Origin of the sequence: Burkholderia arboris (genome assembly GCF_902499125.1) — a bacterium.
In the GTDB taxonomy this organism is placed as follows: domain Bacteria; phylum Pseudomonadota; class Gammaproteobacteria; order Burkholderiales; family Burkholderiaceae; genus Burkholderia; species Burkholderia arboris.
Genome location: NZ_CABVPX010000002.1, coordinates 361,636 through 387,672 on the forward strand (window position 1 = coordinate 361,636; position 26,037 = coordinate 387,672).

Sequence of the window (26,037 nt, forward strand, 5' to 3'; positions counted from 1 at the left end):
CAAAACGCCCGGCCCGACTCGTCGTCGGCACCGGGCGTTTTTCAGTGTGGCTGCAACAACCTGAGCGTCAGGCCGCGAGCCCCGCCATCCGCTTGCGCTCCTGACGCAGCATCACGAAGTTCGCGATCACGACGCCGGCCGTCACCGCAACGATGAACAGCGTCGCGAGCGCGTTCATCTCCGGGTTCAGGCCGAGACGCACGCGCGAGAACACGACGAGCGGCAGCGTCGTCGAGCCGGGGCCCGACAGGAACGCCGACAGCACGAGGTCGTCGATCGACAGCGTGAACGACAGCAGCCAGCCCGCGATCAGCGCCTGCGAGATCAGCGGCAGCGTGATCGTGAAGAACACCTTCAGCGGCGTCGCGCCGAGATCGAGCGCGGCTTCTTCCAGCGACGGGTTCAGCTCGCGCACGCGCGACTGCACGATGATCGCGACGTACGAGATGCACAGCATCACGTGGCCGAGCCAGATCGTGAACACGCCGCGCTCGGCCGGCCAGCCGATCCATTTCGCCAGCTCGATGAACAGCAGCAGCAGCGAGATCCCCTGGATCACCTCGGGGATCACGAGCGGCGCGTTGATCATCCCGCTGAACAGCGCGAAGCCGCGAAAGCGCCCCATCCGGGCGAGCACGAAACCGGCCCACGTGCCGATGAACACCGACGCGAACGCGGTCAGCACGCCGATCTTCAGCGACAGCCAGGCGGCCGTCAGCAGCTCGTCGTCCTGCACGAGCGCGGCGTACCAGCGGAACGAGAAACCCGACCACACGGTGACGAGCTTCGACTCGTTGAACGAATAGACGATCAGGCTGAGGATCGGGATGTACAGGAACGCGAAGCCGGCAAACAGCGCCGCGAACTGCAGATAGCGATTCGGCTTCATCGACGGCCTCCCTGTTCCTTCGCCTGGAAGTGCTGGAACATCGCCATCGGCACGAGCAGCAGCAACACCATCGCGCAGGTCACCGCCGACGCCATCGGCCAGTCTGCGTTGTTGAAGAACTCGTTCCACATCACGCGGCCGATCATCAGCGTATTCGCGCCGCCGAGCAGCTCCGGAATCACGTACTCGCCGACCGCCGGGATGAACACCAGCAGGCAGCCCGCGATGATCCCGTTCTTCGACAGCGGCAGCGTGATCTGCACGAACGCCTTCCACGGCTTCGCGCCGAGGTCGTACGCGGCTTCGAGCAGGCGCAGGTCCATTTTCACGAGGTGTGCATACAGCGGCATCACGAGGAACGGCAGGTACGAATACACCATCCCGATGTACACCGCGTAGTTCGTGCGGTACAGCTCGATCGGCGTGTGCGTCAGGCCGATCCACATCAGGAAGTTGTTCAGCAGCCCGTTGTTCTTCAGGATGCCGATCCACGCGTACACACGGATCAGGAACGACGTCCAGAACGGCAGCATCACGCCCATCATCAGCAGGTTGCGGGTCGCCGGGTTCGAGCGCGCGATGTAGTACGCCATCGGATAGCCGACCAGCAGACACAGCAGCGTCGTGATCGCGGCCACCCACACCGAGTTCACGTAGGTCGCGAAATACAGGCTGTCCGTGAACAGGAACGCGTAGTGCGACAGGTTCAGCGCGACGTGCACGACGCCGTCGGTGTACGACGCGAGTTCCGTGTACGGCGGGATACCGAGCTGCAGCTCCGCGAAGCTGATCTTGACGACCAGCACGAACGGCACGAGGAAGAACAGCACGAGCCACGTGAACGGCCCGGCGACGACCGCCGACGCGCCCGTCAGGTTGAAGCGCCGCACCGGCCACTCGAGCAGGGACTTGAACGCGGTCATGACGTCAGCACCACGCCGGCCGTCGCGCTCCAGCGCACGTAGATCTCGTCGCCGAGCGCCGGCGTGTCGAGCTCGGAAATCGCGAGGCTCGACACGTTCGCGATCACCGTCTTGCCCGCGTCGAGCTTCACGTGATACAGCGAATAGCCGCCCATGTACGCGACGTTGCTGATCCTGCCGCGCGCCCAGTTGAACGCGCCTTCGGGCGGCTTGCGCGTGAGCGCGATCCGCTCGGGACGCACCGACACCGTCACCGGCATGCCGAGCGGGCCCGAGATCCCGTGGCTCACGTACAGCCGGCTCGGCAGCTCCGGCGATTCGATGTACACGTGGTCGGGTTCGTCCTCGACGGTCACGCCGTCGAACAGGTTCGTCGAGCCGATAAATTCGGCCGAGAAGCGGCTGTTCGGGTATTCGTACACCTCGTTCGGCGAGCCGATCTGCACGATCTGGCCTTCGCTCATCACCGCGAGGCGGTTGGCCATCGTCATCGCTTCTTCCTGGTCGTGCGTGACCATGATGCAGGTGACGCCGACCTTGTTCAGGATGTTGACGAGCTCGATCTGCGTGCGCTGGCGGATCTGCTTGTCGAGCGCGGACATCGGCTCGTCGAGCAGCAGCAGCTTCGGGCGCTTGACCAGCGAACGCGCGAGCGCGACGCGCTGCTGCTGGCCGCCGGACAGTTGATGCGGCTTGCGCTTCGCGTACTTGCTCATCTGCACGAGTTCGAGCGCCGACGCGACGCGCTCCTTCAGCTCGGCCTTCGGCGTGCCTTCCTGCTTCAGCCCGAACGCGACGTTCGACTCGACCGACATGTGCGGGAACAGCGCGTACGACTGGAACATCATGTTCACGGGCCGCTTGTACGGCGGCATCTGCGCGAGGTCCTCGCCGTCGATCAGGATCTTGCCCGACGTGACCGTCTCGAGGCCCGCGAGCATCCGCAGCAACGTCGACTTGCCGCAGCCCGAGCTGCCGAGCAGCGCGAACAGCTCGCCCTGGCGCACGGTCAGGTTGACGCTGCGCACGGCTTCGGTGTCGCCGAATTTCTTGACGACGTCGACGATCTGGACAAAGTTCTCGGCGCGCGCATCGGCGCCGGAGGAGGAAACGGAGAACGGCGCGCCCGCAACCGGCGCACCCGACTGGCTATTCATGATGTGCTGCTTCTCTCCTGCGTTAGACGAACAAAGCCCCCGGGGGCACCAGGGGCTTCATGACTGCTGGTTCACTTCGGCTCGCGTCAGCGGCCCGACTTCAGCTCGGTCCACAGACGCGTCTGCAGACGCTGGATTTCAGGCGGCAGCGGCTTGAGCAGGAACAGCGTCTTCACGACGTCGGCCGGCGGGTAGACGGCCGGGTCGTTCGCGACGTCGGGCCGTACGTACTTGCGGGCCTCGGCGTTGGCGCTCGGGTAGTACACCGCGTTCGTGATCGCCGCGTGCACCTTCGGATCCTCGATGTAGTTGATCCACTGCAGCGCGGCATCCTTGTTCTTCGCGTCCTTCGGGATCGCCATCACGTCGAACCACACCGGTGCGCCGCCCTTCGGAATGTAGTACTCGACCTTGTACGGCTTCTTCGCTTCGATCGCGCGATGCTTCGCGATCACGACGTCGCCCGACCAGCCGAACGCGAAGCAGATGTCGCCGCCGACCAGGTCGTTGATGTAGCCCGACGAGTTGAATTGCGTGATGTACGGGCGGATCTTCTTCAGCACTTCCATCGCGGCCTTGTAGTCGGCCGGGTTCGTGCTCATCGGATCCTTGCCGATGTAGTGTAGCGTCGCCGCGAACATCTGGTCGGGCGCGTCGAGCACCGACACGCCGCAGGTCTTCAGCTTCGAGATGTTTTCCGGCTTGAACAGGATGTCCCAGTTGTCGAGCGGCACCTTGCCGAGCGCCTGCTGCGCCTTCGTCAGGTTGTACGCGAGACCGGTCGTGCCGTACGCCCAGGGCACCGAGAACTTGTTGCCCGGATCGGCGCCGGCGACGAGCGCCATCAGTTGCGGATCGAGGTACTTGAGGTTCGGCAGCTTCGACTTGTCGAGCGGCGCGAAGATGCCGGCGGCGATCTGCTTGCCCGCGTAGTTGCTGGTCGGCACGACGATGTCGTAGCCCGAGCTGCCCGTCAGCAGCTTCGCCTGCAGCGTGTCGTCGCTGTCGTAGTTGTCGTAGCGGACCTTGACGCCCGTCTGTTTCTCGAAGTTCGGGATCGTGTCCTTCGCAATGTAGTCCGACCAGTTATAGACATTGAGCTGCGTATCCTTCGCCGCTGCCGCCGACGCACCCACGCACAGCGCGAGCGCTGCGAACCGGCCCACTACCTTTGCTTTCATCCCGATCTCCCTCCGGCCGGACGCGTTGCCCGGCTGCCGTCTGCCTCGTCACGGCGGCGCATTCTGGCGCGCCGCCCCTCGAAAACCCCGAAAACTACCATCATTCGCGCCCCGTCACAAAAAAATCATGCCGGTGTCGCGCAAACGGAACAGATTCCCGCCACTGGCCCGTCGGGCCGCCCGTGCGGCGGGGTGTTCCGGGGGAATTTTATCGGGTAATCGGCCGCTGTCCACCGGGAAAAACGGGCAGCGGCGAAACTGCGTGCGCGGGCCGTCCGGCACCTGCGCCGGACGGCCCGCCGTACTGTCACGCTCCCGCACCGGGACAGCATGCCGGCGCCACCGCCCGAGCCGGCCGCCGCGATGGATTAAAATGGCGGCTGACGATTCAACTGCGCGAACCCTTCCAATGGCCTCCAATCTCCACGACCTGCCCGACAGCCCCTGCATCGGCGTGTGCTCGACCCTCTTCGACGAAGTCTGCAAGGGCTGCGGCCGCACGGCCGCCGAAGTGTCGAACTGGGTGTTCCTGAGCGACGACGAAAAACATGCGGTGTGGGAACGCATCACACGCGAAGGCACCGCGATGCGCTTCCAGTACGACAAGCTGTAAACCGGCCGCGCAAAAAAAAGCGGCATGCCGACCGCCATGCCGCCAACCCCAACTCTGTTCTATTCCCGTCGCGTCAGAACTTCATCCCGACGCCCACGCCGACGATCAACGGATCGATGTGCAGCGTGCCGATGCCCTTGTCGCCCAGCGTCGCATCGGTGCTCATCCAGATCTTCTTCACGTCGACGTTCATGAACACCTTCTTCGTCACCTGCACGTCCACGCCGAACTGCAATGCGGGGCCGAAGCTGCTCTTGTTGATCGACACGCCCTGCCCGCCGACGTTGAGCCCGTTGTTGTAGAAGTACGTGTAGTTCAACCCGGCGCCGACGTACGGGCGCACCTTGCCCGCATGGTTGAAGTGATACTGCAGCAGCAGCGTCGGCGGCAGCACGCCCACGCCGCCGAGATTGCCGAGGCTCGACGTCATCTGGTGCCGCGACGTGCCGAGGATCAGCTCGACGCCAAGGTAATCGCGGATCATGTACGTGAAGTCGAGTTCCGGCACGATCGCGTTGTTCACGCCCGTGTTGATTGCGCCGAGCGTGTCGCTCGCGCGCTCGTTCGGCTGGATGCTGATCGCGCGAAGCCGAACCAGTACGTCACCCTGGTTGATGCCGTCGCCCGGCGATGCCGCGTGCGACAGCGAAGGCATCGCAACGAGGCTTGCCGCGACGGCGGCAGCGGTGACACAAGTTCGAATCGTTTTATGCATGGTACGGACCCCCAAAGAATGGTTTCCATTCTCCCTGTAGGGTCTTTTCGCCATCTTGATATTGGTCAAGCCAGCGTAAACGTGGGGCGGTTTGCCGCAGGCTCGGCCGCGCAGCCTGTCAGCAGCAGGTCGAGCAGATCGCGCACGCTGCGGATCGCACGGCCGAACGGCAACGCTTCGCGGCCACGGAAGAACAGCCCGTTCGCGACGTCGCCGCGCAGCGCGGCCGCGAGCCGCGTGTCGATGCAGAAGTGGCCGAACTTCTCGATGCCGTCGCGCAAACCGCATACGCTCAGGCATTCGAGCGCGGTCGGGCAGCGCTGCTTCAGTGCGCCGAGCTTGGTCCGGATGCGCGTCTCGTTGCGCAGGTAACGATCGAGCCACGGCGTCTTCACAGCCCGCGCGGGCAGCCCCGTCACGCTGACGAATTCGACGATGTCGTCGGGCGTCGCATCGGCGAGCACGCGCTTGAAATGCGGATGCGCATCGCCCTCTTCGGTCACCGCGAACGGCGTTCCGACCTGCACGCCGTTTGCACCGGCCGCGAACGCCGCACGCACCGTGTCGTGACTGTTGATCCCGCCCGCAACGATCAGCGGAATCGTTTCGCGTGCGAGACCGAGCGACGCCATCACCTGTGCGGTCTCGTCCAGCACGCGAGCGAAATCGAAGCGGCCGTCGTGCATGTCGTCGATCTGCGTGACGCCGAGGTGGCCGCCCGCATGCGCCGGATGCTCGATCACGATCGCATCGGGCAGGCGCCCTTTCTTCATCCACTTCTTCAGCACCAGTGCGATCCCGCGGCTGTCCGACAGGATCGGGATCAGCGCGATGTCGCGTCCTTGCGTGAGGTCGGGCAGATCGAGCGGCAGGCCCGCGCCCATCACGATCGCGTCAGCGCCCTCGTCGCACGCGACACGCACGTAATCCGCGTGCGCGCTCACGGCCTTCATCACGTTGACCGCGATCATCCCGCGCCCTTCGCTGTAAGTCTTCGCGAGACGGATCTCGCGGGCGAGCGCGTCGAGGTTCGCGGCTTCGAGCGTCGCGCGATCGGGTTGCGCGCGGCAGCGTGCCAGCAGGTCCGCGTGATGGTGGCGCAGGTCGATGCTCGCGATCGTGCCGACCGCGCCTTCGCGCGCGACGCTGCCGGCCAGCCGGTGTGCGGAGATGCCGACGCCCATGCCGCCCTGCACGACAGGCAGCAAGGTGCGGCCGCGAATCGTCAGCGGCGGAAAGGAAGTGCGTACGGTCATCTGAAACCTCGTCGGAACATCGGAACCGCGATGATCGACGATCCACCGACGCGCACCTTGACGGCCGTCAATAAAAAAACGGCACGCGAGCGTGCCGTTTCCGGTTCATGCCGTCGGAAGCGTTCAGGCAGGCTTCGCCGGCTTCAGTTGCATCGACTTGTACTCGAGATACTCTTCGAGCCCGTACACGCCGTTCTCGCGGCCATGCCCCGACTGCTTGTAGCCGCCGAACGGCGCCGCGCCGTTCCACGTGCCGCCATTGATGTCGACCTGCCCCGTGCGGATGCGGCGCGCGACGCCCATGGCGCGTTCGTCGCTGCCGGCCCACACCGCGCCGCCGAGCCCGTACGGCGAATCGTTCGCGATGCGCACGGCCTCGTCTTCATCGCGATACGTGATGATCGACAGCACCGGCCCGAAGATTTCTTCCTGCGCGATCGTCGATTTCGGATCGACGCGGCCGAACACCGTCGGTTTCACGAAGAAGCCCTTCGCGAGTCCTTCCGGCAAACCGGTGCCGCCCGTCACGAGCTCCGCGCCTTCGTCGATCCCGCGCTGGATGTACGCCTGCACGCGTTGCTGCTGGACGGCCGACGCGAGTGCGCCGAGACGGGTTGCGTCCTGCCGCGGATCGCCCGCGACGTACGTTTCGGCCGCCGCTTTCGCGATCTCGCGCGCTTCGTCGTAGCGTGCTTCCGGCACCAGCATGCGCGTGTGCGCGGAGCAGGTCTGCCCCGCGTTCAGGTAGCACGCGTTGACCGTGCCCTTCACCGCCGTCGCGAAATCGGCGTCGTCGAGGATCACCGACGCCGACTTGCCGCCCAGCTCCAGCGCGACGCGCTTGACGCCCGCGGCCGCCAGTTCGGCCACGCGCTTGCCCGCGCGCGTCGAGCCCGTGAACGACACCATGTCGACGTCCGGATCGGTGGCCAGCACTTCGCCGACGACCGGCCCGTACCCGCACACGAGGTTGAACACGCCGGCCGGCAACCCGGCTTCGTGTATCGCTTCGGCGAGCATGAACGCGTTGAGCGGTGCGACTTCGGACGGCTTCAGGACGACCGTGCAGCCGGCCGCGAGCGCCGGCGCGACCTTCAGCGTGACCTGGTTCAGCGGGTAGTTCCACGGCGTGATCGCCGCGACGACGCCGACCGGCTCGCGCACCACGAGCGAGTTGCCGACCTGTGCCTCGAATTCGAACGATTCGGCGAGTTTCGCGTACGCTTTCCAGTTGTAGATCGGGCCGCCGACCTGGATCGCGCGCGACAGCTTGATCGGCATCCCGACTTCGCCGGTGATCGATTGCGCAAGCTCCTCGCTGCGCGCCTGCAGATGCTCGACGATCTTGCGCAGGTAGCCCGCGCGCGTCGCGGCCGGCGTGGCGGCCCATGCGTCGAAGGCTGCGCGCGCCGCACGGATCGCGTCCTGCGCGTCGGATGCGACGCCCTCGGGAATTCGCCCGATCACGGCCTCGGTGCCCGAGTCGATCACGTCGATCGTGCCGGTGCCGGCCGGTTTGCGCCATGCGCCGTCGATGTAGAACTGGTCGTAGATTTTCATCGCTTTCCGCCTCCAGGGAAGCCGACATTCTAGCGAGCGTTTCGGTTTCCCGGTATGACGATTGACAGCCTTTCGAAAGGACCCGGACGCCGTCGGGCCGCCGCTTCGCCGCCGGTCGCGCGCGCCGGCACGGCATTCGCGTCCCGCCGCCGCGTCAGCATCTGCCCGGGTGCGCGGCCGGGCCCGCATCGTGCTATGTTTTTATTATCGGCACCGGGCCATTGCGGCCGGCGCCGCCCGGAATCGACGCATCTCGTGAGCGCTGCCATGTCCGACGCACCCCATACCCTCGGCTCGCAAGACCGCCTGGAGCTGCTTTGCTGGCTCACCTGCGGCAATCTCGGCGCGTTTTACCTCAACGAATCGTGGCCGGACGCCACGTTCCAGGTTCAGGCCGCGCACCGCTGGCTCGACCGCCATCACCGTCAGGCCGACTGGCTCGCGGTCGCGAAGCTCGCAGCGCTCGCGCAGGACATCGCGAAGCGGCATGCGGGGTTCGTCGACGCGTCGTGGGCGCGCGACGCAGTCGAGGAAATCGTCGATACCGACGATCTCGACTATCGCGCGAAACTCGTGCAATGGGTGTACGAAGACTGCTGCAAGGCGCTCGCGGACAAGCGGCTGGCCGATTGAGGATCGAGCCGTCCACGGCCCCGCGTGCGCGCGGGTCGCGGCATCGCTTGGCACGATGCCGCTTCGGCTGATACCGATGTAACGGCCCGAATGGCCGACGGGGGCAGTCCACGCGCGCCGCCCCCCGGTGTGCCGGCACGCGCGATGCGTGCCGCGGTGCTTACAGCAGCGACTTCGCCTGTGTCAGCACCTTGTCGCAGATCTGCTTGGTCACCTGCTGCTTCAGGCCACCGCCGCTCAGGTCGAGCTTGCCGCCGTTGCCCGCGTCGAGGATCCCGCTCGCACCGCTCGTATAGCCGCTGTCCGACGACGCATTGCCGCCGAGCTTGCCCATCAGCGCGTCCTTCACCGACGCTGCGCCACCGCCGGACGCGCCGCCGAGATAGTTGTTCTGGATGCAGAACTGCAGCAGGCCCGCGACGTTGCCGGTACTGCCCGGCGTCAGCGACGCGCCGCCGCCGCCCGTCAGCGCACCGCCGAGGCCGCCGAGGTTGCCGAGCGCCCCGCCCGCGCTGCCGCCCGAATCGCCGCCGCCGCCAACCTGCTTCAGGACATCGCCAAGCTGCGCATGGGCCACCGAAAACGGTGCGAGCAATCCGATCAGCGCGCCGGCAACGGTCGCGCGGTATAGACGTGCATTCATGTGAAGCCTCCCGGTTGTGACTGCGTGAGTACGGCGAATTACCGCGAATCGAATCCAAGGATACTCAATCAACCGGGGCATGACAGCCTTCGCAGGCGGCCTGAAACGATCGAATGCGCGCGCTTGCTCGCCATTCCGTGTCGCCGGCACGCACGAAGCGTCATAGAATCGTCGTCGCCGGCCGTTCGGCCGCTCCGGCCCCGTCTCAACCTCGAACATGAAGGATGCTCGCGTGGCGCCCGCCCATCGATTTCTGCTGATCGCCGGTGCATCGGCCGCACTGATCGCCGGCTCCGGTGCCGCCGGTGCGGCGCCCCCGGCAGCGGCGACCGCATGCGCGTCGCCTGCGTTCGACCGCTATCCGGCACCCGCCGCCAGCGCGCCGCGCAAGCCGGCGGCGGCGCCCCGGCTCGCCGGCAAGGAAGCACGCCTGTACCGCACCGTCATTCGCGACGCATTCACGCAACCGGCCAATTTTGCCGGTCACTATCGCGTGGCGATCTGGGGTTGCGGAACGGATTGCCGGAATTTCGCGATCGTCGACGAATACACGGGCGCGACGTACACGATGCCCGGCGTGACCGCCATCTCGGGGGTGATGGGCAACGACGACGAGCGCGTCGACTTCCGTCCAGGCAGCACGCTTCTGATCGTCGCCGGCTGCTTCAACGACGCTTGCGACGACAGCAACGCGAAGGCGGCCCGGTTCTTCTACGAATGGACCGGCACCCGGCTGCGTCCGGCCGGCACCTGCCCGCTGGCGATCGCCCCCGTCGAATAGGCGGCCGGTTCGCAACGCGCATGCGACGACGATTCCCCCAGCGGTGCGCGACACCGACGACGTTCGAGCGGATCCACGCTCGAACGCAAGCGGTTTCGCGTAACCAAGACCGTGTCATGCCCGGCACGGCCGCGTTCGTATTTCGGCGCCTTCGTTCGCATGCCCCCGTTTCCGCGCGCTGACGCATCCTATCCTGCACGCATGTCCTTTGTTTTTGACGGAGCTCACGATGCGGACGACACGGGCAGCAGGCAGCGGATCGGTCGCGAACGCAAGTTCGAGTTCGAGCGAATCCGACGTCGATTCAAACCTGTCGACACAGGCCCAGCTGGGTGGCCGTGCGACGTTTGCCGATCAGCGCTTCGAAGCGCTGAACCGCCCGCAGAGCACGCGACAGGCCATCGAACAGCGTGGCTATACGCGCACCCTCGCCGGACTCGATGCGCTGCGTGCCGACGCCGACGGCACGAAGCTCGCGGACAAGGCGTTCGTGGCCAAGTTCGCGATGGATCAACTCTACTCCGCGGGCCTGAAACCCAAGCTCGGCGGCAGCCTCGCCAGCCACCTTCACGGCGCGCCGAAGGAGCCGAAGGACGTCGACATCGAAATGCAATCGGCCGCAGAACTCGACGCCGCGATCAAGCACCTGTCCGGCCGCTTCCACTACGAGGGCGAATCGATCAAGGTACGTGCGCACCAGGACGATATCGAAGAAGGCGTCGGCGCCCTGCTCGACGTCAAGCTGGAGCGATCGGACAACCGCACGTCGTCGACGCACGTCGGCATCGATCTCGTCAACGAGAACATACCGGCATTCAACCGCGAGGTGGTCGCCCCCGAACGGACCGGCAGCCCCGCCGTCGGCACGGCCGACACCTTCCGCCTGGTCGTCAACGCCATCGATCGCCACCTGAATAAGCCGAATACCTCGGAAGCCAAACGCGACGCATCCACCGTCCATCATCTGCTGAAGAGCAAGGGCTACCGCGTGACCGACGCATCGCACTGGCAGGCGATCCACGACGGGGTCGCGTCAAGGATTCGGGATCCTCGCGATGTGGCGGTTTATATGGGCGAATTGCGCGCGATGCTGACGGAATACGCCGACGAGCGCGGCAACCGTTCGAAGCATCACAAGACGCGCAAGAAAGCCGACGGCTGCACGACGATGTAACGCGCGTCGAGCCGGCGCGGAACAACACCGCATCGTGTGTGAATGCAGGCCGCCGGCTCGTCCGAATGCCTTGCTCGCGGTGACGGGCGCATGCGCGAGTGCCATGCCGATGGTCGTGGCCTGGAGAGCCCGTCGCCGGATTGCGCTATCGTTCGGGTTTCACTCACACGGCGCGCCCCACACGCGATGTCCATCCGCCTCAGTTTCGACGACGGCCCGGGCCCGTCGACGCCGGCCTTGCTCGACGTGCTGCACGCTGCCTCGTGCACCGCAACCTTCTTCCTGCTCGGCAAGCACCTGGCGGTGGCGCTCGACGTCGCAGCGAGAATGGCGCGCGAAGGTCATCTGCTTGGCAATCACACGCATTCGCACGCGAGGCCGGGCGTACTCGCGGATCGCGCACTGATCGAAGAAATCGAAGCAACCGACGCGCTGATTCGCGACGCGTATCGCCGGGCCGGCAGGCCCGCGCCGGACGACATCCCGCTGCGCCTGCCTTACGGGCTGCAGCCGGACGACCATCGCGCCGGCGTCCTTGCGCGCCTGCAACGCGAACACACCGGCTGGACCGCGATCCTGGATGACTGGCAGCGGCCGGCGCCGTCGCCGCAGGCGCTGTGCGACGCGATGTGCGCGCATGTCGATGCCAGCTTGGCGCAGCATCGCGACGTGCTGTTCTGCATGCACGACGGATCGCGGCATGGCGCAGCGCGGCCGAACACGGTCGAAGCCGTGCGCCTGTACCTGAACCGGCAGCGCTGACGCGGCAACCGGCTAGCTTGCGGGCACCGCTGCGTCCAGCAACTGGCGCCAGCCGCCGAGGAATCCGATGCCGGGCCCCGGCACCCACAGGCCGCGCTGCGCTGCTTCGAGATGGATCAGCGTCTGATCCGCGCAGAACAGCAGCATCAGCGCGTCGTGGTTGTCGCGCATCCAGTCCGGCGCAGCGTCGGGCCGCGTCGCCGCATAGGCGTGCAGGCCGGCGTCCCATCGCCGCCGGTCGAATACGAAACGATCGTCGCGGCCCGCATCGCGCGACAGCGCGAACAACGCAAAGGCCGCCTCGAGCCATTGCGCACCCTGCCCCACATCGTCGAAATCCAGCACGCCGTTCACCGCGTTGCCGACATACAGCAAGTTGCCCGCGTGATAGTCGCCGTGCAGCCAATGCACCGGCCCCGTCAGCCACGGCGACGCCGCGTCGAGATGCATGCCGATTCGACGGATCACCGTGTCGTAGTCGCGGCGCGGATCGCCCGGCAACGACGGCATCGCCCGCGCCGCGACGCGCGCATGACGCGCCGACAACCACGCCAGCGGCACCGATTCGCTGGCGGGTACGGCCGCCAGCGCCGCATGCAGATGCGCCAGCGTGCGCATCGCATCGATCGCCCCCGCGTGCGCGTCGTGCGGCAGGCCGGGATTGCCGTCGATATGCTCGAACAGATGCAGCCAGCTTCCGTCGGGAAGCTGCACGCCGGATTGCGCATCGACGGTCGGCCGCAGACGCGGCAACACCGGCAATATCTGCGCGTTGCACGAACGGCCGAGAACGCCGAGTATCGACGCCTCGCGCTCCACCTGCCTGGCCGGCTTGCCGGACCACGACACGCGCAGCACCGTGCGCCCCGCATCGCACTCGACGAGGTACGTTTTGTTAGTATGGCCCGACGCCAGCGCCTGCATGCGCGCCGGCCCGATGTTCCAGTACCGGTGAAGCCACGGTTCCAGCGTTTTCACGTCACTCCTACTCGTTGCATTGACCATGTCAGAGCGTCCTTCGGCCCGCATGCGGGACATCAATATCGATTGGCTGACCCGCGCGGCCGAATTCGATCATCTGTTCCAGACCCGCTGGCTCGGCGAGCGCTTCTTTCACCTGCCGGGCGACATGCTCGCGCTCCAGGAACTGATCTGGCGCGAGCGCCCCGACTGCATCGTGCAGACCGGCATCGCGGCGGGCGGCGGTGTCGTGTTCTCCGCGTCGATGCTGGAACTCGCGGGCGGCAATGGCCGCGTCGTCGCGATCGAGCCGCGCCTGCGCGACGAAGTCAGGCAGCGCCTGCAAGCGCACCGGCTCGCCCATCGCATGACGCTGATCGAAGGCGAATCGTGCGCGGCCGACACGCTCGCATCGGTGCGCGCGCAGATCGGCGACGGCGCGCGCGTGATGGCGATCCTCGACCTCACGCATACGCATGCGCACGTGCTGCGCGAACTCGAATGCTATGCACCGCTCGTGACGCCCGGCAGCTACGCGATCGTGATGGATACCATCATGGAGTACCTGCCCGAGTCGATGTTCGACGGCAAGCCGTATGGCCGCGGCAACAACCCGGCCACGGCCGCACACGAGTTTCTCTCCCGCGACGACCGGTTCGAAATCGACCACGACATCGAGGACCGCGTGCTCATGACGCTGTCGCCAGGCGGCTTCCTGAAGCGAGTGCGCTGATCAGCCGGGCAGCCTGCGCCGAGCCGTCTTGCGCGTAGCTGTCGCGGATCCGCGCCGCGTGCTCGCGCAGCGAACCGGGACGCAACAGGCGCTCGAGCGCCTCGGCGATCTCCGCGACGCCCGCCTGCTGCAGGTCGAGCACGCACCCCGCGCCGGCCCGCTCGACGAAGTGCGCCGAATGAAACTGGTCGTTGCAGAACGGCGACAGCAGCATCGGCACGCCGCACGCGAGCGACTCCATCACCGAATTCGCGCCGCCGTGGCTGACGAATGCATGCGTGCGCCGCAGCAGCGCCAGTTGCGGCGCATAGCGCACCGCGATCACGTGCGCGTCGCCGGCCGGCAGCCGATCCGAATCGACCAGTTCGCCCACCGACAGCACCAGTTGCGCCGACGTCGCGCGCGTCGCGTCGATCACCTTCGCGAACAGATCCGGGTGGTAATAAAGCTGGCTGCCGAGCGACATGTAGACGAGCGGGCGATCTGCGTCGATACGTTCCCACGGAAACGCCGTCTCGTCGCCGCGCGGGCCCGACGGCATCGCGGGGCCGACCAGTTCGACACCGGGCGGCGGCGTACCCACCAGCGCATCGGTCGTGAACGCGAGCGTCAGGTGCGGCGACAGCACGTCACAGCCGCGAAAGCGCGCATCGAGCCCGTAGCGCGCGAACAGGCTTGCGCGTTCCGGCGCGAGCCATCGCACCGTGCGCAGCAGTTCCGAATCGAGATCGTCCGGCAGCACCGGATTCAGCGAATTCGACATCGATACCCACGGCAGCCCTTCCAGCTCGGCGGCAATCGCGGCCGCATACAGCAACGGATCGATCACGACCACGTCGGGCCGCCAGTCGCGCAGCACCGCGCGGATGCCGTCCACCTGCGACGGGGCAAGATCGATCAGCAGCGTGCGGATCCAGTGCCGCAGCCAGTCCGCATCGCGAATGTTCGCGGCGAAGCTCGCGCCGCGCGACAGGTCGTGGCGTTCGGGCGTTTCGCGCGGCCCGACGAACGCGAAATCGCCGGCGCCGTCGAGCTGGGCGCTGATGTCGGCCGGCGCGTAGAACGCGACGTCGCAGCCGGCCGCGCGCAGATGCTGGGCCGGGCCGATGCATGGATTGACGTGGCCCTTCTCGGGCACCACGCAGAACAGGATGCGTTTCATGAGCAGTTCAGGTCGGTCGATGCGCGGCATCGAGGTGAAGGTGCGCGAGATGATCGAGGATCAGTGTCAGCGTCGTCCACAGCACGCGTTCGGTATCGGCCTGCAGCGTGGGGACGGCAAGGCCCAGCGTGTCGGCCAGCGCCTGCGTGCGGTCGCGATCGAGCAGCGACGCGAGGTCCATCGCCGGTGCGAGCCGCCCGCGCTTGGGGCCGTGTACGAGACGGTCCGGCAGGTTCAGGCGCGCGCCGAGATCGCGCAGGCATTGCTTGTTCGGGTCGGGCGCGATGCTCGTCAGATGCGCGACGACCGCCGTATCGACGAACGGCGGATGCAGGTCGACCGACGCTGCGTCGAACAGCGCATGACACAACGGCAGATAGTTGGCCGACCGGTCGCGGCGCAACACCTGATCCGCACCGTCGCCGGTAATCGCGACCTCGATGCCGTCCGCCGCCATCGCCTCGGCCAGCAACAGCTTCGCGACCGGATGGAGGTTGAACATCGGCTCCTCGACCGCGTGGGTCGTTCTCGGCAGCGCCGCGACGAAATCGGCCTCGTTCGCACGCACGATCTTCACGTTCGCCTGCATCTGCGTGGCGAGTTCGAGCGCTGCGTCGAGTTCGCAGTAATCGGGCATGTCGGTCGCAAGGATGTAGGCCGTCACGTGCGGCAGTGCGCCGAGTTCGCGCAGCAACGCAAGCAGCAGCGCCGAATCGAGCCCGCCGCTCAGCGCCAGCGCGACGCGCTTGCCGCTGTCGAGCGCGCGTTGCAGCGATGCGTGCAGCACGGTGTCCAGATCGGCGTGCCGAGGCCGTTCAGGTGCCGGCTGCACCGTCAGGCCTTGCGGCGAACGGATCAGCGCGTGACCGGGCGGCACCGCGAACACGTCGCGCAGCACGGTGCGGCCAACGAGGCGCTCGCCGCTCAGGTAGCCCGCGATGGCGGCCGTGTCCGGCGCACCGGCCGGTTGCCCCGACGCACGCAGCACGGCACGGATGCCGGACGCCGACGCGCCGCTGCGCGGATGGTAGTGCAGACGATCGAAACCGAACGGGTCGCGGGTGCCGACGATCATGGATAACGAGCCTTCAAGGTGTCCACTTCAATGCGTTTCAGGATGCGATGCGGCGCGACGGGTGCGCTGCCGCCCTGGCAATGCAGGCACGCTTCGAGCGGCGTCTCGCGTTGCAGATACGCGAGCATCGCGTCGAGCAGGCCCGCGTCGTCGCTCAGCGGCAGGCCGTCGGCCTGGAAATCCTTCTCGCCCTTGTAGAGCGTATGGAAATGCGCGGGACGCGTGCACGTGTAGAACATGCCGTCGCGAATCATATGGCAGCGCTCGCGGATCCAGCAATCGCGATAAAGGCGCTGCGCTTCATCGTGGTCCGTGCCGGGCTGCGCCCGATTCATCGTCGTGAATACGTCCTGCACCTTCCAGTTCAGGCGCACGTCGAAACGCGCGGCCTGGCGCTCGACATACGCGATCAGGTCGGGCGAAAGCGCCGGCTTCGGATAGCGCGAGATCGTCAGCGCATCCACCGCCTGCCAGAACGCGTCCGGCATCTCGCCGAGCTTCAGCCCGTTCGTCGTGACGGAGATCACCGGCGCGATGCCCGTCGCGCGCACGCGTTCGATCAGTTCGACGAGAGCCGGATGCAGCAACGGTTCGCCACCGACCAGCTTGAACATGCGCGGGCTCAATACCTTCGCGGCCATGCGCAAATCGGCCTCGATCGATTCGGGGCTCGCGTGCCACTCGGGCAGCAACGGCGACAGCGAGCAGCATTCCGCGCAGGTCAGGTTGCAGTGATCGACGATATGCGCTTCCAGCGAGCGTGTCCGGATGCGGCCATTTTCGACGCGGTAGTCGCGATCGAGCGGCGGCGGAAAGACATGCTGCCGCTCGCCGGACGGCGGCGGATTCGGGATCGTGTTCGGATTCGCACTCACTTCAGGTCTCACTTCAGGTTCCTGCTTCGACGCAACGGGAAAAGAAATCGACCAGACGGTCGCGCGCGTCCGCCATCGCGGACGCCATCGTCACCGCGCCATTCAGGTGCGACGCGAAGCGCGACGGATCGTCGAGCCAGCCTTGCACGATCCAGAGCTTGAGCGCGTGCTGCAGGCACGCGGCATCGACCGCCCATGCGATGCGGGCGGGATTCACCGAACGCACTCCCTGGTATCCGCGCACGAACGCTTCCGCCAGCTGCGGCGCTTCCAGCGGCAGATGATTCAGGCACCGCACCAGTTCGTATTCGCGCGGTGCGCCGATCGACGCTTCCCAATCGAGGATCAGCGGCGGCAGCGTGCCCGTGAACAGATAGTTGAACTGGTTGTAGTCGTTGTGGATCGGGTGCTGCGGATCGTCGGCGGGAAACCTTTCGATACTGCCGGGGTAGTAGCGGTCGAGCATGCGCAGCGCGAGGTCGACGTAGTGGTACAGGTTCGCGGCGCTGTCGTTCGAGCGTGCGCGATTCAGTACGTCGAGCAGGCTGCGGCGTACTTCATCTGCGTCGATCGCAGTCAACCGCGCACGGATCGTGTCGAGCGACGGCAGATGCAGCTGTTCGAGGCTCAGGTGCAACGCGGCCAGACTGGCGCCGAGCGCATCCCATTCAGCCGGCGAAAACGTGTCGTACGTTCTGAACTGCCCGGCTTCCCAGCGCGTCAGCATCGCGTGCGAACCCTGCCCCGTCCAAAGCGGTTCGCCGGATGTCGTGCGCTTCAGCGTCTGCACGTGGAACCGTGCGTCGACGTGCGTTTCAAGGTGCGCCAGGACGGCGGCCTCCTTGATCGCGCGTGCATGGTGTTCGGACGCGTAGAGCTTGACCGCCACACCACCGCCTCCGTCATTCGGCAGATGCCACACGCGTTCGCTGACCCGGCGCGGCGCGGCGCGGCGGCCAAGCGCATAGGCATCGCGAATCTCGTCGAAGGTGACGGCGAGCGAGCCCATTCAGATATGCTCCGCCGGCCCGTGCCGATACGGATGACCGGTCAGGAAGGTGTTGTGCCCGACATAGCGCAGCTTGTACATCGCAGGCCGGAACAGCACCGAAGGATCGTTGTTCGCGATGCCGAGCAGCGGATACAGGTCCTGTCGCACGAAGAACGCGTTGTTGCCCATGTCGTCGCAGCAGACGAGTTCGTAACCCTTCTGCCGGGCGAGACGAACGAGCGATTCGAGGCTCGCGCCGTAATAGGTCGAGCCGTCCCATTCGTGGTCCGGATTGAAGCACATGACCCAGCGCTCGGGCGGCGTGTAGTACGGGTTGTACTCGATCACGACGATGCGCGGCTTGAACGCCTGCAGGCCGCGCCAGACCCAGTAGTCGTTGCCGTCGATATCGATCGACAGCAGGTCGAAGTCGAGCGGCGTATTCGCATCGGCGAGCAGTTGATCGACCGTGTCGGGCTGGATGCGGCCGTGGTGCAGGCGCACGCGCTCCGCGCCTGCGTAGTGCGCGGCAAGCTTGCCGAACCGGTATGCGCTGCCTTCCACCAGCACGCCGGCCCAATCCTGCTCGCGCAGCAGCCGCGCGGTGTTGCTGTTGCGCAGCCCGTCACTCGCGCCGATATCGACGCAGAAGCGGTTGGTCGGCACGATCCGCTCCATCAGGCGCGACAGGATGCTTTCCTCGGTGCCCTGCGCATACAGGCTTTGCGCAAGGCCGGACAGGTCGAGCGGGAGAGGATGGTCCGGCATTGAGGAGCGGCTCCGGGTCGAAATGGGGAATGATGATTGGCGTTCGGTGGGTAATTTACCCGAAGTCGATTGAGCAGAGGAAACGGGAATGCGCGATGCGGGCGGGCATCGCTGCAAGCGGAAATGAAAAAGCCCGCATCGACATTGCTGTCGATGCGGGCCTGGTGTCTTTCAGGCAATTCGCTCCGTGGATCCGGCTAGTGGTACTGCCTGGCCCGGACGCACGACCAGAAGATGCCACTGGACTTCGTCAGCGACGAAACTGCTACGTGTTGGAGTGCATCGGCTTGCCCCCGGTTGCGGATGCTCTGAGTGCCATTTCTTGTCGTCCTTCTCTCGGGTTCGCGCTACTTTCAGGGAAACGACGCAACGATGCGTCGGTCAGCGGCGACTCACAGTCACTCTCGCTCGATTGCAGCCAAATTCCGAGGAGCGTTTGTCGATTTGACAAAATTTGACGTTGCCGATGCGCAATTTGTCGCACGAATCCCGTTACCGAAAGCCATACTGTCTTAGTCAGCCGCGCAATTCCCCGACAATACTTTTCACTCGAGAGTGACGATTGGACACATGGCTACAATCATGGTTTTCGCAAGATCAAAACGCGAATAATTCGCAAAAACCGGGGACGCACACGACAATGCCGCTGCTCCATCGGCGCAGATACCCGATCAAGCCGAGAGAATGAACAATAACAATTCAACCATCCTCCCGATCAAAAATACAAGACAATGAAAATATTTCATCCACTTCTCGCGTCTTTGGTCTTCTTATTCGGATGCGTCAACACACCGGTCATCCAATCACCAAGTCAGCTTGCAGCAACGCACGGCTACGTATACGTCGCCCTGCCCAAAGGAGCTGCGACCGATTCCGTGCAACTGGAGTCCTTGCAAGACAATTCAACTTTTTCATTGCAATTTCGCCACGATATCAATTCAAATGGCGCTGGCCTCTGGGTTCCCGCCGGAGAATACAGGCTGGCAAAGTGGCAAAATTACACACTAAAAAGCTATCCAAAAATAGAAGTGCAGCGAGGACGAATAACCGATCTTGGCGGTCTGGTCCAGCTACCAATTGGCGCATATAAGTTTGTGGTACTTCCGATCAGGCACGAGGAATTCACATCCAACCTGAACTCCATTACAAATGAGTATCGGCCATTTTTGGCTTCAAGCAAACCCATCGAATGGGAAGCTCACGAAACTCCCGCACTCATTACGATCGCAAACCCGCCAACGGGACTCGGCCTGATAGCCGACTTATTGCTGGAATATGATAGATACATCAACAGACCGACGATAAACAAACAATTTTTCGATGCCAAGACGGCGACTGATTTCTTCCAATTATGGAAGACCGCCGTGCCGCCCTCGACGGAAAAATTTGAACATGACACGCTCGGCAATCTTTACTATGGCGCAGACATGGGCCAAGTCCGGGTCAGAAGCGCTCATGGAGAATGGGGGTCTTGGGATACAGGCTCCCTGCACGAAGTAACCGCCGTCAAGGTAGATGGGAAATCGCTTGTGGCTGGTTTCGACAACGGTGTGATTCGCATCACCGAAGATGGAGGGACATCCTGGAGAACGCTTGCATCGATGGGGAATGATGCCAGGATCATGGATATCGATCACATAGGCAACCAATGGCTTGCGATGGTAGCTCGAGGGGCAATAAACGGCCCCGTTTGGAAGGAAATAAACAGCATCGAAATCTATCGATCCAATTCAAAGGATCTGCACGACCTGGTTAAAATAAAACAAATTGACGACGAGAACAAGTTTAAAGCGATCGGCACATTTTCGGTGCATTCCGACTCGGCAAACAACTTCTACTACGTTAGCGCTCCGTCACAGCTGCTGCGCTTGAATTTGAGCACGATGGCATGGGCCACGGTGACCCCACCCACCGACATTACGGGGTTCCATGCGTCATCCGCATCCGGAGTATTAACAGCATTTCGCGCCCAAGGGGCATTTTCCAAATTATACGTATCAAGCAGCAATGGGGAAAATTGGACAAAATACAATACCCCACCTTATACCTTCATGGACATTCGCTTTGACAACCTCAACGAAGGTCAGGCAGTTCGATGGAACATGGGCGCATTCAGTTCAACCATAGAATTGCGGCAATTTAATCACCAGAGCGAATCCTGGAAGACGCTAACTGAAGCACCGCACGGGTGTCGACGCATGTTACCGGACGCGACCGGCATGCCAAGATTCTGCGTGACGGCAGGCGGCAGCATTATCAGCTATGCCGATTCAAAATGGACGGTTGAATACTCGACAGAGTAGCAGCAATTGAAGAATAGCCGCGGGCGGCGCCGACTCCTCCAAAGGGTTGCCGCGCCGATTTCCGAAGTGTCGATGACCTACCGCACGACGCCGAGCGCTTCACACAAAATGAAAAGGCCCATACTAGCAATCTGCCAGTATGGGCCTCGGGGTTCACAAAACTTCCCTTACATGCTCAGTCGTGCGCTCGTTAAGGACGCGTCGCCAGAAAGTCGACTGTCCCAACAAGATATTTCCGCGGGACAACACTAGACACATGAACGGTGGTCTTGGGACAACCTGGCGGTTTTACTCCTGCCCCTGACTCGTCAGGAACTCCTCGTAATTGCCGCCGAAGTCGAACAGGTTGCCGTCCGTCTTCACTTCGATGATCCGGTTCGCCAGCCCGCTCACGAATTCGCGGTCGTGCGACACGAAGATCAGCGTGCCTTCGAACTGCTCGAGCGCGATCTGCAGCGACTCGATCGACTCCATGTCCATGTGGTTGGTCGGCTCGTCCATCAGCAGCACGTTGTGGCGGCCGAGCATCAGCTTGCCCCAGATCATGCGGCCCTTCTCGCCGCCCGACAGCACCTTCACCGACTTCCTGATGTCGTCCGACGAGAACAGCAGGCGGCCCAGCGTGCCGCGCACCATCGTTTCGTCGTCGCCGTCCTTGCGGTACTGGTCGATCCAGTCCATCAGCGTGATGTCGTTCGGGAACTCCTCGTACGTGTCCTGCGGCATGTAGCCGACATTCGCGTTCTCGGACCACTTCACCGTGCCGTGCTCCAGCGCGAGCGCGCCGAGCAGCGAACGCAGCAGCGTCGTCTTGCCCGCACCGTTCTCGCCGATGATCGCGATGCGCTCGCCCGGCTGAACCGACAGGTTGAAGTTCTGGAAGATCGTGCGCTCGTACTTCTTCGTGATGTCTTCAGCGACCACCGCGACGTTGTGCAGCTTCTTCTCGAACTCGAAACGGATGAACGGATTCTGGCGCGACGACGGCTTGAATTCCTCGATCTTGATCTTGTCGATCTGCTTCGCGCGGCTCGTTGCCTGGCGGGCCTTCGACTTGTTCGCCGAGAAGCGGCGCACGAAGTCCTGCAGTTCGGCGACCCGCTCCTTCGCACGCGTATTCGCCGCGGCCTGGCGCTCGCGCGCCTGCGCCGATGCGAGCATGTAGTCGTCGTAGTTGCCCGGCCAAACCTTCAGCGTGCCGAAGTCCATGTCGGCCATGTGCGTGCACACCGAGTTCAGGAAGTGACGATCGTGCGAGATGATGATCATCGTCGAGTTGTACTCGTTGAGCGTTTGCTCGAGCCAACGAATCGAGTTGATGTCGAGGTTGTTGGTCGGCTCGTCGAGCAGCAGCACGTCCGGCTTCGAGAACAGCGCCTGCGCGAGCAGCACGCGCAGCTTCCAGCCCGGCGCGACGTCGCTCATCGTGCCGCTGTGGAACTTCTCCTCGATGCCGATGCCGAGCAGCAGCGCGCCCGCGCGTGCCTCGGCGTCGTAACCGCCGTATTCGGCGAACTTGCCTTCGAGTTCGGCGGCGTGCATGTAGTCGTCGTCGGTGGCTTCCGGGTTCGCATAGATCGCGTCGCGCTCGGTCATGGCGGCCCACATTTCGGTGTGGCCCATCATCACGACGTCCAGCACGCGCACGTCTTCGTACGCGAACTGGTCCTGGCGCAGCTTGCCCAGGCGGACGTTCGGCTCCAGCGCGACGTTGCCGGCGCTCGGCTCGAGGTCGCTGCCGAGGATCTTCATGAACGTCGACTTGCCACAGCCGTTTGCGCCGATCAGACCGTAGCGGTTGCCCTCGCCGAATTTGACCGAGATATTCTCGAACAGGGGCTTTGGCCCGAATTGCATCGTGATGTTGGCAGTAGAAAGCACGGCAGGTCCCGTTAAGAGAGAAATCGACGGAAAACCGCGTATTTTAGCAGGTGTCGGAGAAACTGCCGACCGCACCGCCCGGCAACGTATTCCAGGCCATCTGGCCCTCCGCCCGGCGGCCCGCCAACACGACGACACGCGCCCCATCGCCGCCTACCGGAATCCCGCATGCCAGCCAGCCCGCTTCGCGAACAACTCGTCGGCGCATGGCGCCTCGTATCCTACGAAGTCCGCCCGCGCGACGGCAGCCCGGCCGTCTATCCGCTCGGCCGCGATGCGCGTGGCTGGATTCTCTATACGTCGGACGGCTATATGTCCGCCCAGCTGATGGCCGCCGGCCGGCCGCCCTACGCGAACGGCGACCCGCACCACGGTAGCGACGAAGCGTGCGCGGCGGCCGCCCGCGGCTACATCGCCTATTCCGGCCCCTTTCAGGTAGCCGACGACGGCACGCTGACCCACGAAATGGACGTCAGCCTGTTCCCGAACTGGGTCGGCAACGTCCAGCAGCGGGTCGCCGTGCTCGACGGCGATCGCCTGCAGCTCGGCCCCGCCGCACCGGTCCGGCTCGACGGCCGGGAGGTCGACGTCCTGCTGCTGTGGGTGCGCGCGGGCCGCTGACGCCCGTCACTTGCCGGCCTTCGCGGCCGCCTTTTGTGCTGCCTTCGCGTTGATCTGCCCGAACAGCTCCGAGCACGGCACGTCGCGGTTGTTGCTCGGCGCGATCAGCGGAATCAGCGCCGCGAACGGGTTGATCAGCCCGAGCCCGACCATCGCGCCTGCGCGCAGCGCGAGCGCGCCCGCGTCGACGCCGACCTTCGGGTTCTTGAACGTGCCCTTCGCATACAGCGGCGAGCGCAGCGAGAAGATCCGGAAACCCTTCGTATGCGGATGGATCTTCAGGTCGAGCGATTCGTCGCGCAGGTTGATCGGCCCGTCGACGTTGATCAGCGCGTCGTCGGTGTCGAGCGCGAACACCTTCGGATTGAGCATGCCGTTGGTCGCGACGAAGTCGATCGCCGCGCAGTTGATCTTCACGTCGTTGTTGCCGAACAGCTTCTCGTAGACGACGTTGGCGACGTTCAGCCCCGCCGCTTCCATCAGCAGGCGGCTGATGCGGCCGTCCGTCACGAGCGCCTTCACTTCGCCGGTCGAGGTCGCGGCGAGCGCGGCCGGCGAGTTGCCGGTGGCCGACAGCGACGCGTCGCCGTTGATTTCGCCGAGCGCCGACTGCATGACCTTCTGCGTCGGGAACAGTTGCTTGAGCTTCAGGTGCCGCGCGGCCACCGTGAAGCGGCCCTTCAGCGGCGTGCCGCTGCCGTCGAGATGCGCGGTCGTCGCGAGCGTGCCGCCCGCGACGCCGAACTGCAGCGGTTCGAGCGACAGCACGCCGTCCTGCATCACGATGTGCGTGTACAGGTTCGTGATCGGCAGGTTCGAACTCTTGACCAGCTTGCGGCCCGTGAACTTGACGTCCGCGTCGAGCGCGCGCCAGCGGTCGGTACGGAACGTCTCGACCGGCAGCACGCGGTCCGGCGGCTGGCGCGTCGTGTCGCCGCGCTTGGCCTTGCTTGCGGCCGTATCGGCGCCGATCACCGGGGCAAGATCGGAGAACTGCAGCAGGTTCGACACGAGTTCGCCCGACAGCTTCGGCCGCGGCTCGCGCTGCGCATACGTGAGCGTGCCGCCGAGATCGCTGCCGCCGACGCGGCCGTTGAAATTCTCGTAGCGGAACGTGCTCGCGTGCGGCTTGAAGTTGCCGATCAACCGCCCTTCGGTCGCATAAGGCGGCGTATCGGGCAGCGTGATGCCGGTGAGCTGGTAAAGGTGCGACATCGACGTGCCCTGCAGCCACAGCCGCAGGTCGAGCGCCGCGAGATGCGTCGGATCGGTCAGCGTACCGACGATCGCGAGCCGCGTGTCGCCGGCCTTCACGTCGGCCTGCAGCGGGAACGGCCGCGACGTATCCTGGATCGCGAGCACGCCGCCGAGCTTGCCGGTCCCGTTGATCGGCACGTTCTTGTAGCGGCCGTCGACCTTCAGCCCGAACGCATAGGTCGGACCGGACGGCTTCGCAGGCGCGGCAGCGCCGCTTGCGCCGGCAGCCGTCGATGCGGAAGCAACCGAAGAAGCGGACGAACCAGGCGAACCGGGAGCCGCCGACGCAACCGAGGTTGCAGCCGATGCGCCCGACGACGCTGCCGCGCTCGCCGCCTGCGCCGCGGAAGCACTCGACGCGGCTTCCGCATTGGCCTTCGCGCTCAACTGCGCGGCGCCGCGCTTGCCGACACGCTGCGCCGATGCCTCGCGCGACGTCTGCTCCTGTTCCTTCAGCACGTCGCCGAGCGGAATCGGCTGGCCGAGCGTATCGATCGCGACGGTCAGGTCGGCCTTCGCGATCGCATCGCGATACGTGACGGTGCCCTTCGCGAAGCCGAAGCTGTCGAGCCGCACCTTCCACGGCGACGGCTGCGACGATTGCTTGAACTGGAAGGTCCACGTGTTGCGTCCGTCGGCGAGACGCTCGAGGTCGACGGCCGGATTCACGACGTCGATCGACGGGATGACGATTTCATGCGCGAGCAACGGCAGGATCGCGAGATCGAAGTGCGCGGCATCGAGCGTGACGAACTTGGGCGTCTTCGCCCAGTCGGGGTTGCCGATCTCGAGCTGGGTGGCCGAAAAGCTCGGCCAGGGCACCCATGCGCGCCAGCCGGTCTCGCCGTCGGGGCGGCGCCAGCCGACCTTGAGATCGCCGTTGATCGCGAACGGGCGGCCGAGTGCGGCACTCACCTGTTCGTTGACCCACGGCTTCGCGCGGTTCCAGTCGAACGTGAAGAGAAAGACGCCGGCCGCCGCGATGAGCACCGCGACGATACCGACAATCCATGCAGCCGATTTGCCGATGGCTCGGGTTAGCGTCATGGCGGTTCCGTTGTTGTTCTGAAATGTTGCCGCACCATGTCGGGCCGCTTGCGTGGACGAACGGCACACGACACCCG

The 26,037-nt window shown here is 64.8% G+C and carries 25 protein-coding genes; 8 read left to right on the plus strand and 17 right to left on the minus strand.

What is annotated here, in order from left to right; translation table 11 throughout:
• Nucleotides 1–67: 67 nt before the first annotated feature.
• From BLA15945_RS04070 to BLA15945_RS04085, 4 genes are all read right to left on the minus strand, one after another.
• A complete protein-coding gene (locus BLA15945_RS04070) occupies nt 68–889 on the minus strand; it encodes an ABC transporter permease subunit (protein WP_059234085.1) in 822 nt (273 codons plus the stop codon).
• On the minus strand, nt 886–1,812 hold the full coding sequence (locus BLA15945_RS04075; RefSeq protein ID WP_059234084.1) for an ABC transporter permease subunit: 927 nt from the start codon (nt 1,810–1,812) through the stop codon (nt 886–888). Before BLA15945_RS04075 ends, BLA15945_RS04070 begins: the two co-directional genes overlap by 4 nt.
• Nucleotides 1,809–2,969 (minus strand): ABC transporter ATP-binding protein, encoded by a 1,161-nt coding sequence (locus tag BLA15945_RS04080; protein ID WP_034186810.1) that lies wholly within the window; start codon nt 2,967–2,969, stop codon nt 1,809–1,811. Before BLA15945_RS04080 ends, BLA15945_RS04075 begins: the two co-directional genes overlap by 4 nt.
• An 86-nt stretch (nt 2,970–3,055) precedes the next feature.
• A complete protein-coding gene (locus BLA15945_RS04085; RefSeq protein ID WP_174991540.1) occupies nt 3,056–4,150 on the minus strand; it encodes a polyamine ABC transporter substrate-binding protein in 1,095 nt (364 codons plus the stop codon).
• Between the two features lie 409 nt (nt 4,151–4,559).
• Between BLA15945_RS04085 and BLA15945_RS04090 the strand changes: the two genes are divergently transcribed.
• A complete protein-coding gene (locus tag BLA15945_RS04090) occupies nt 4,560–4,763 on the plus strand; it encodes a DUF1289 domain-containing protein (protein WP_059234082.1) in 204 nt (67 codons plus the stop codon).
• Between the two features lie 73 nt (nt 4,764–4,836).
• Here BLA15945_RS04090 and BLA15945_RS04095 read toward each other — a convergent pair whose 3' ends face one another.
• From BLA15945_RS04095 to BLA15945_RS04105, 3 genes are all read right to left on the minus strand, one after another.
• Nucleotides 4,837–5,478, minus strand: a complete 642-nt coding sequence (locus tag BLA15945_RS04095; RefSeq protein ID WP_059234081.1) for an OmpW/AlkL family protein — start codon at nt 5,476–5,478, stop codon at nt 4,837–4,839.
• Nucleotides 5,479–5,543: 65 nt separating this feature from the next.
• A complete protein-coding gene (locus BLA15945_RS04100; RefSeq protein ID WP_174991541.1) occupies nt 5,544–6,734 on the minus strand; it encodes an NAD(P)H-dependent flavin oxidoreductase in 1,191 nt (396 codons plus the stop codon).
• A gap of 123 nt (nt 6,735–6,857) precedes the next feature.
• Nucleotides 6,858–8,294 (minus strand): aldehyde dehydrogenase family protein, encoded by a 1,437-nt coding sequence (locus BLA15945_RS04105; protein ID WP_059234079.1) that lies wholly within the window; start codon nt 8,292–8,294, stop codon nt 6,858–6,860.
• 267 nt (nt 8,295–8,561) lie between these two features.
• On the opposite strand from BLA15945_RS04105, the gene BLA15945_RS04110 reads away from it, so the two are divergent.
• Complete coding sequence (locus BLA15945_RS04110) at nt 8,562–8,927, plus strand: hypothetical protein (RefSeq protein ID WP_059234078.1); 366 nt, start codon at nt 8,562–8,564, stop codon at nt 8,925–8,927.
• Nucleotides 8,928–9,087: 160 nt separating this feature from the next.
• Here the strand turns inward: BLA15945_RS04110 and BLA15945_RS04115 are convergent, their stop codons facing one another.
• Complete coding sequence (locus BLA15945_RS04115; RefSeq protein ID WP_174991542.1) at nt 9,088–9,570, minus strand: DUF2501 domain-containing protein; 483 nt, start codon at nt 9,568–9,570, stop codon at nt 9,088–9,090.
• Nucleotides 9,571–9,802: 232 nt separating this feature from the next.
• On the opposite strand from BLA15945_RS04115, the gene BLA15945_RS04120 reads away from it, so the two are divergent.
• Complete coding sequence (locus BLA15945_RS04120) at nt 9,803–10,351, plus strand: hypothetical protein (RefSeq protein WP_174991543.1); 549 nt, start codon at nt 9,803–9,805, stop codon at nt 10,349–10,351.
• 304 nt (nt 10,352–10,655) lie between these two features.
• On the opposite strand, the gene BLA15945_RS04125 is transcribed toward BLA15945_RS04120, so the two are convergent.
• Nucleotides 10,656–10,865: a hypothetical protein gene (locus BLA15945_RS04125; protein WP_174991544.1), complete on the minus strand. Its 210-nt coding sequence runs from the start codon at nt 10,863–10,865 to the stop codon at nt 10,656–10,658.
• Here BLA15945_RS04125 and BLA15945_RS04130 point away from each other — a divergent pair.
• Complete coding sequence (locus tag BLA15945_RS04130) at nt 10,842–11,525, plus strand: hypothetical protein (RefSeq protein WP_174991545.1); 684 nt, start codon at nt 10,842–10,844, stop codon at nt 11,523–11,525. The two genes, BLA15945_RS04125 and BLA15945_RS04130, sit on opposite strands and share 24 nt — an antisense overlap.
• A gap of 186 nt (nt 11,526–11,711) precedes the next feature.
• Nucleotides 11,712–12,287: a polysaccharide deacetylase family protein gene (locus BLA15945_RS04135; RefSeq protein WP_174991589.1), complete on the plus strand. Its 576-nt coding sequence runs from the start codon at nt 11,712–11,714 to the stop codon at nt 12,285–12,287.
• A 12-nt stretch (nt 12,288–12,299) separates the two neighbouring features.
• On the opposite strand, the gene BLA15945_RS04140 is transcribed toward BLA15945_RS04135, so the two are convergent.
• On the minus strand, nt 12,300–13,265 hold the full coding sequence (locus BLA15945_RS04140) for a phosphotransferase (RefSeq protein WP_233464117.1): 966 nt from the start codon (nt 13,263–13,265) through the stop codon (nt 12,300–12,302).
• A 25-nt stretch (nt 13,266–13,290) separates the two neighbouring features.
• Here BLA15945_RS04140 and BLA15945_RS04145 point away from each other — a divergent pair, with 25 nt between their 5' ends.
• Nucleotides 13,291–13,980, plus strand: a complete 690-nt coding sequence (locus BLA15945_RS04145; protein WP_174991547.1) for a cephalosporin hydroxylase family protein — start codon at nt 13,291–13,293, stop codon at nt 13,978–13,980.
• On the opposite strand, the gene BLA15945_RS04150 is transcribed toward BLA15945_RS04145, so the two are convergent.
• Genes BLA15945_RS04150 through BLA15945_RS04170 form a run of 5 tightly spaced genes read right to left on the minus strand, consistent with a single transcriptional unit; the run spans nt 13,937 to nt 18,851 of the window.
• Nucleotides 13,937–15,142, minus strand: a complete 1,206-nt coding sequence (locus BLA15945_RS04150) for a glycosyltransferase (RefSeq protein ID WP_174991548.1) — start codon at nt 15,140–15,142, stop codon at nt 13,937–13,939. The genes BLA15945_RS04145 and BLA15945_RS04150 overlap by 44 nt on opposite strands.
• A gap of 7 nt (nt 15,143–15,149) precedes the next feature.
• Nucleotides 15,150–16,217: an asparagine synthase-related protein gene (locus BLA15945_RS04155; RefSeq protein ID WP_174991549.1), complete on the minus strand. Its 1,068-nt coding sequence runs from the start codon at nt 16,215–16,217 to the stop codon at nt 15,150–15,152.
• A complete protein-coding gene (locus tag BLA15945_RS04160) occupies nt 16,214–17,092 on the minus strand; it encodes a 4Fe-4S cluster-binding domain-containing protein (protein WP_174991590.1) in 879 nt (292 codons plus the stop codon). The genes BLA15945_RS04155 and BLA15945_RS04160 overlap by 4 nt, the downstream gene beginning before the upstream one ends.
• 13 nt (nt 17,093–17,105) lie before the next feature.
• On the minus strand, nt 17,106–18,101 hold the full coding sequence (locus BLA15945_RS04165) for a phosphotransferase enzyme family protein (protein WP_174991550.1): 996 nt from the start codon (nt 18,099–18,101) through the stop codon (nt 17,106–17,108).
• Nucleotides 18,102–18,851, minus strand: coding sequence for a class I SAM-dependent methyltransferase (locus tag BLA15945_RS04170; RefSeq protein ID WP_174991551.1), 750 nt, complete (start codon nt 18,849–18,851; stop codon nt 18,102–18,104). It lies immediately after the preceding gene.
• 731 nt (nt 18,852–19,582) lie between these two features.
• Here BLA15945_RS04170 and BLA15945_RS04175 point away from each other — a divergent pair.
• Entirely contained in the window at nt 19,583–21,154 is a 1,572-nt protein-coding gene (locus BLA15945_RS04175) for a beta propeller repeat protein (protein WP_174991552.1), read from the plus strand.
• Between the two features lie 288 nt (nt 21,155–21,442).
• Here the strand turns inward: BLA15945_RS04175 and BLA15945_RS04180 are convergent, their stop codons facing one another.
• The gene (locus BLA15945_RS04180) at nt 21,443–23,035 is read right to left on the minus strand and encodes an ABC-F family ATPase (RefSeq protein ID WP_059234068.1); all 1,593 of its coding nucleotides are present in this window, start codon (nt 23,033–23,035) and stop codon (nt 21,443–21,445) included.
• 168 nt (nt 23,036–23,203) lie between these two features.
• Here BLA15945_RS04180 and BLA15945_RS04185 point away from each other — a divergent pair, with 168 nt between their 5' ends.
• On the plus strand, nt 23,204–23,656 hold the full coding sequence (locus tag BLA15945_RS04185; RefSeq protein ID WP_174991553.1) for a lipocalin-like domain-containing protein: 453 nt from the start codon (nt 23,204–23,206) through the stop codon (nt 23,654–23,656).
• A 6-nt stretch (nt 23,657–23,662) separates the two neighbouring features.
• Here BLA15945_RS04185 and BLA15945_RS04190 read toward each other — a convergent pair whose 3' ends face one another.
• Complete coding sequence (locus BLA15945_RS04190; protein ID WP_059234066.1) at nt 23,663–25,960, minus strand: AsmA family protein; 2,298 nt, start codon at nt 25,958–25,960, stop codon at nt 23,663–23,665.
• Nucleotides 25,961–26,037: the final 77 nt, after the last annotated feature.

Coding starts and splice junctions, on each gene's coding strand:
- BLA15945_RS04115 (WP_174991542.1), bottom strand. CDS start 9,570: ATGAATGCACGTCTATACCGCGCGACCGTTGCCGGCGCGCTGATCGGA.
- BLA15945_RS04070 (WP_059234085.1), bottom strand. CDS start 889: ATGAAGCCGAATCGCTATCTGCAGTTCGCGGCGCTGTTTGCCGGCTTC.
- BLA15945_RS04095 (WP_059234081.1), bottom strand. CDS start 5,478: ATGCATAAAACGATTCGAACTTGTGTCACCGCTGCCGCCGTCGCGGCA.
- BLA15945_RS04145 (WP_174991547.1), top strand. CDS start 13,291: ATGTCAGAGCGTCCTTCGGCCCGCATGCGGGACATCAATATCGATTGG.
- BLA15945_RS04100 (WP_174991541.1), bottom strand. CDS start 6,734: ATGACCGTACGCACTTCCTTTCCGCCGCTGACGATTCGCGGCCGCACC.
- BLA15945_RS04150 (WP_174991548.1), bottom strand. CDS start 15,142: ATGAAACGCATCCTGTTCTGCGTGGTGCCCGAGAAGGGCCACGTCAAT.
- BLA15945_RS04080 (WP_034186810.1), bottom strand. CDS start 2,969: ATGAATAGCCAGTCGGGTGCGCCGGTTGCGGGCGCGCCGTTCTCCGTT.
- BLA15945_RS04085 (WP_174991540.1), bottom strand. CDS start 4,150: ATGAAAGCAAAGGTAGTGGGCCGGTTCGCAGCGCTCGCGCTGTGCGTG.
- BLA15945_RS04185 (WP_174991553.1), top strand. CDS start 23,204: ATGCCAGCCAGCCCGCTTCGCGAACAACTCGTCGGCGCATGGCGCCTC.
- BLA15945_RS04190 (WP_059234066.1), bottom strand. CDS start 25,960: ATGACGCTAACCCGAGCCATCGGCAAATCGGCTGCATGGATTGTCGGT.
- BLA15945_RS04175 (WP_174991552.1), top strand. CDS start 19,583: ATGAAAATATTTCATCCACTTCTCGCGTCTTTGGTCTTCTTATTCGGA.
- BLA15945_RS04090 (WP_059234082.1), top strand. CDS start 4,560: ATGGCCTCCAATCTCCACGACCTGCCCGACAGCCCCTGCATCGGCGTG.
- BLA15945_RS04165 (WP_174991550.1), bottom strand. CDS start 18,101: ATGGGCTCGCTCGCCGTCACCTTCGACGAGATTCGCGATGCCTATGCG.
- BLA15945_RS04075 (WP_059234084.1), bottom strand. CDS start 1,812: ATGACCGCGTTCAAGTCCCTGCTCGAGTGGCCGGTGCGGCGCTTCAAC.
- BLA15945_RS04105 (WP_059234079.1), bottom strand. CDS start 8,294: ATGAAAATCTACGACCAGTTCTACATCGACGGCGCATGGCGCAAACCG.
- BLA15945_RS04170 (WP_174991551.1), bottom strand. CDS start 18,851: ATGCCGGACCATCCTCTCCCGCTCGACCTGTCCGGCCTTGCGCAAAGC.
- BLA15945_RS04110 (WP_059234078.1), top strand. CDS start 8,562: ATGTCCGACGCACCCCATACCCTCGGCTCGCAAGACCGCCTGGAGCTG.
- BLA15945_RS04155 (WP_174991549.1), bottom strand. CDS start 16,217: ATGATCGTCGGCACCCGCGACCCGTTCGGTTTCGATCGTCTGCACTAC.
- BLA15945_RS04135 (WP_174991589.1), top strand. CDS start 11,712: ATGTCCATCCGCCTCAGTTTCGACGACGGCCCGGGCCCGTCGACGCCG.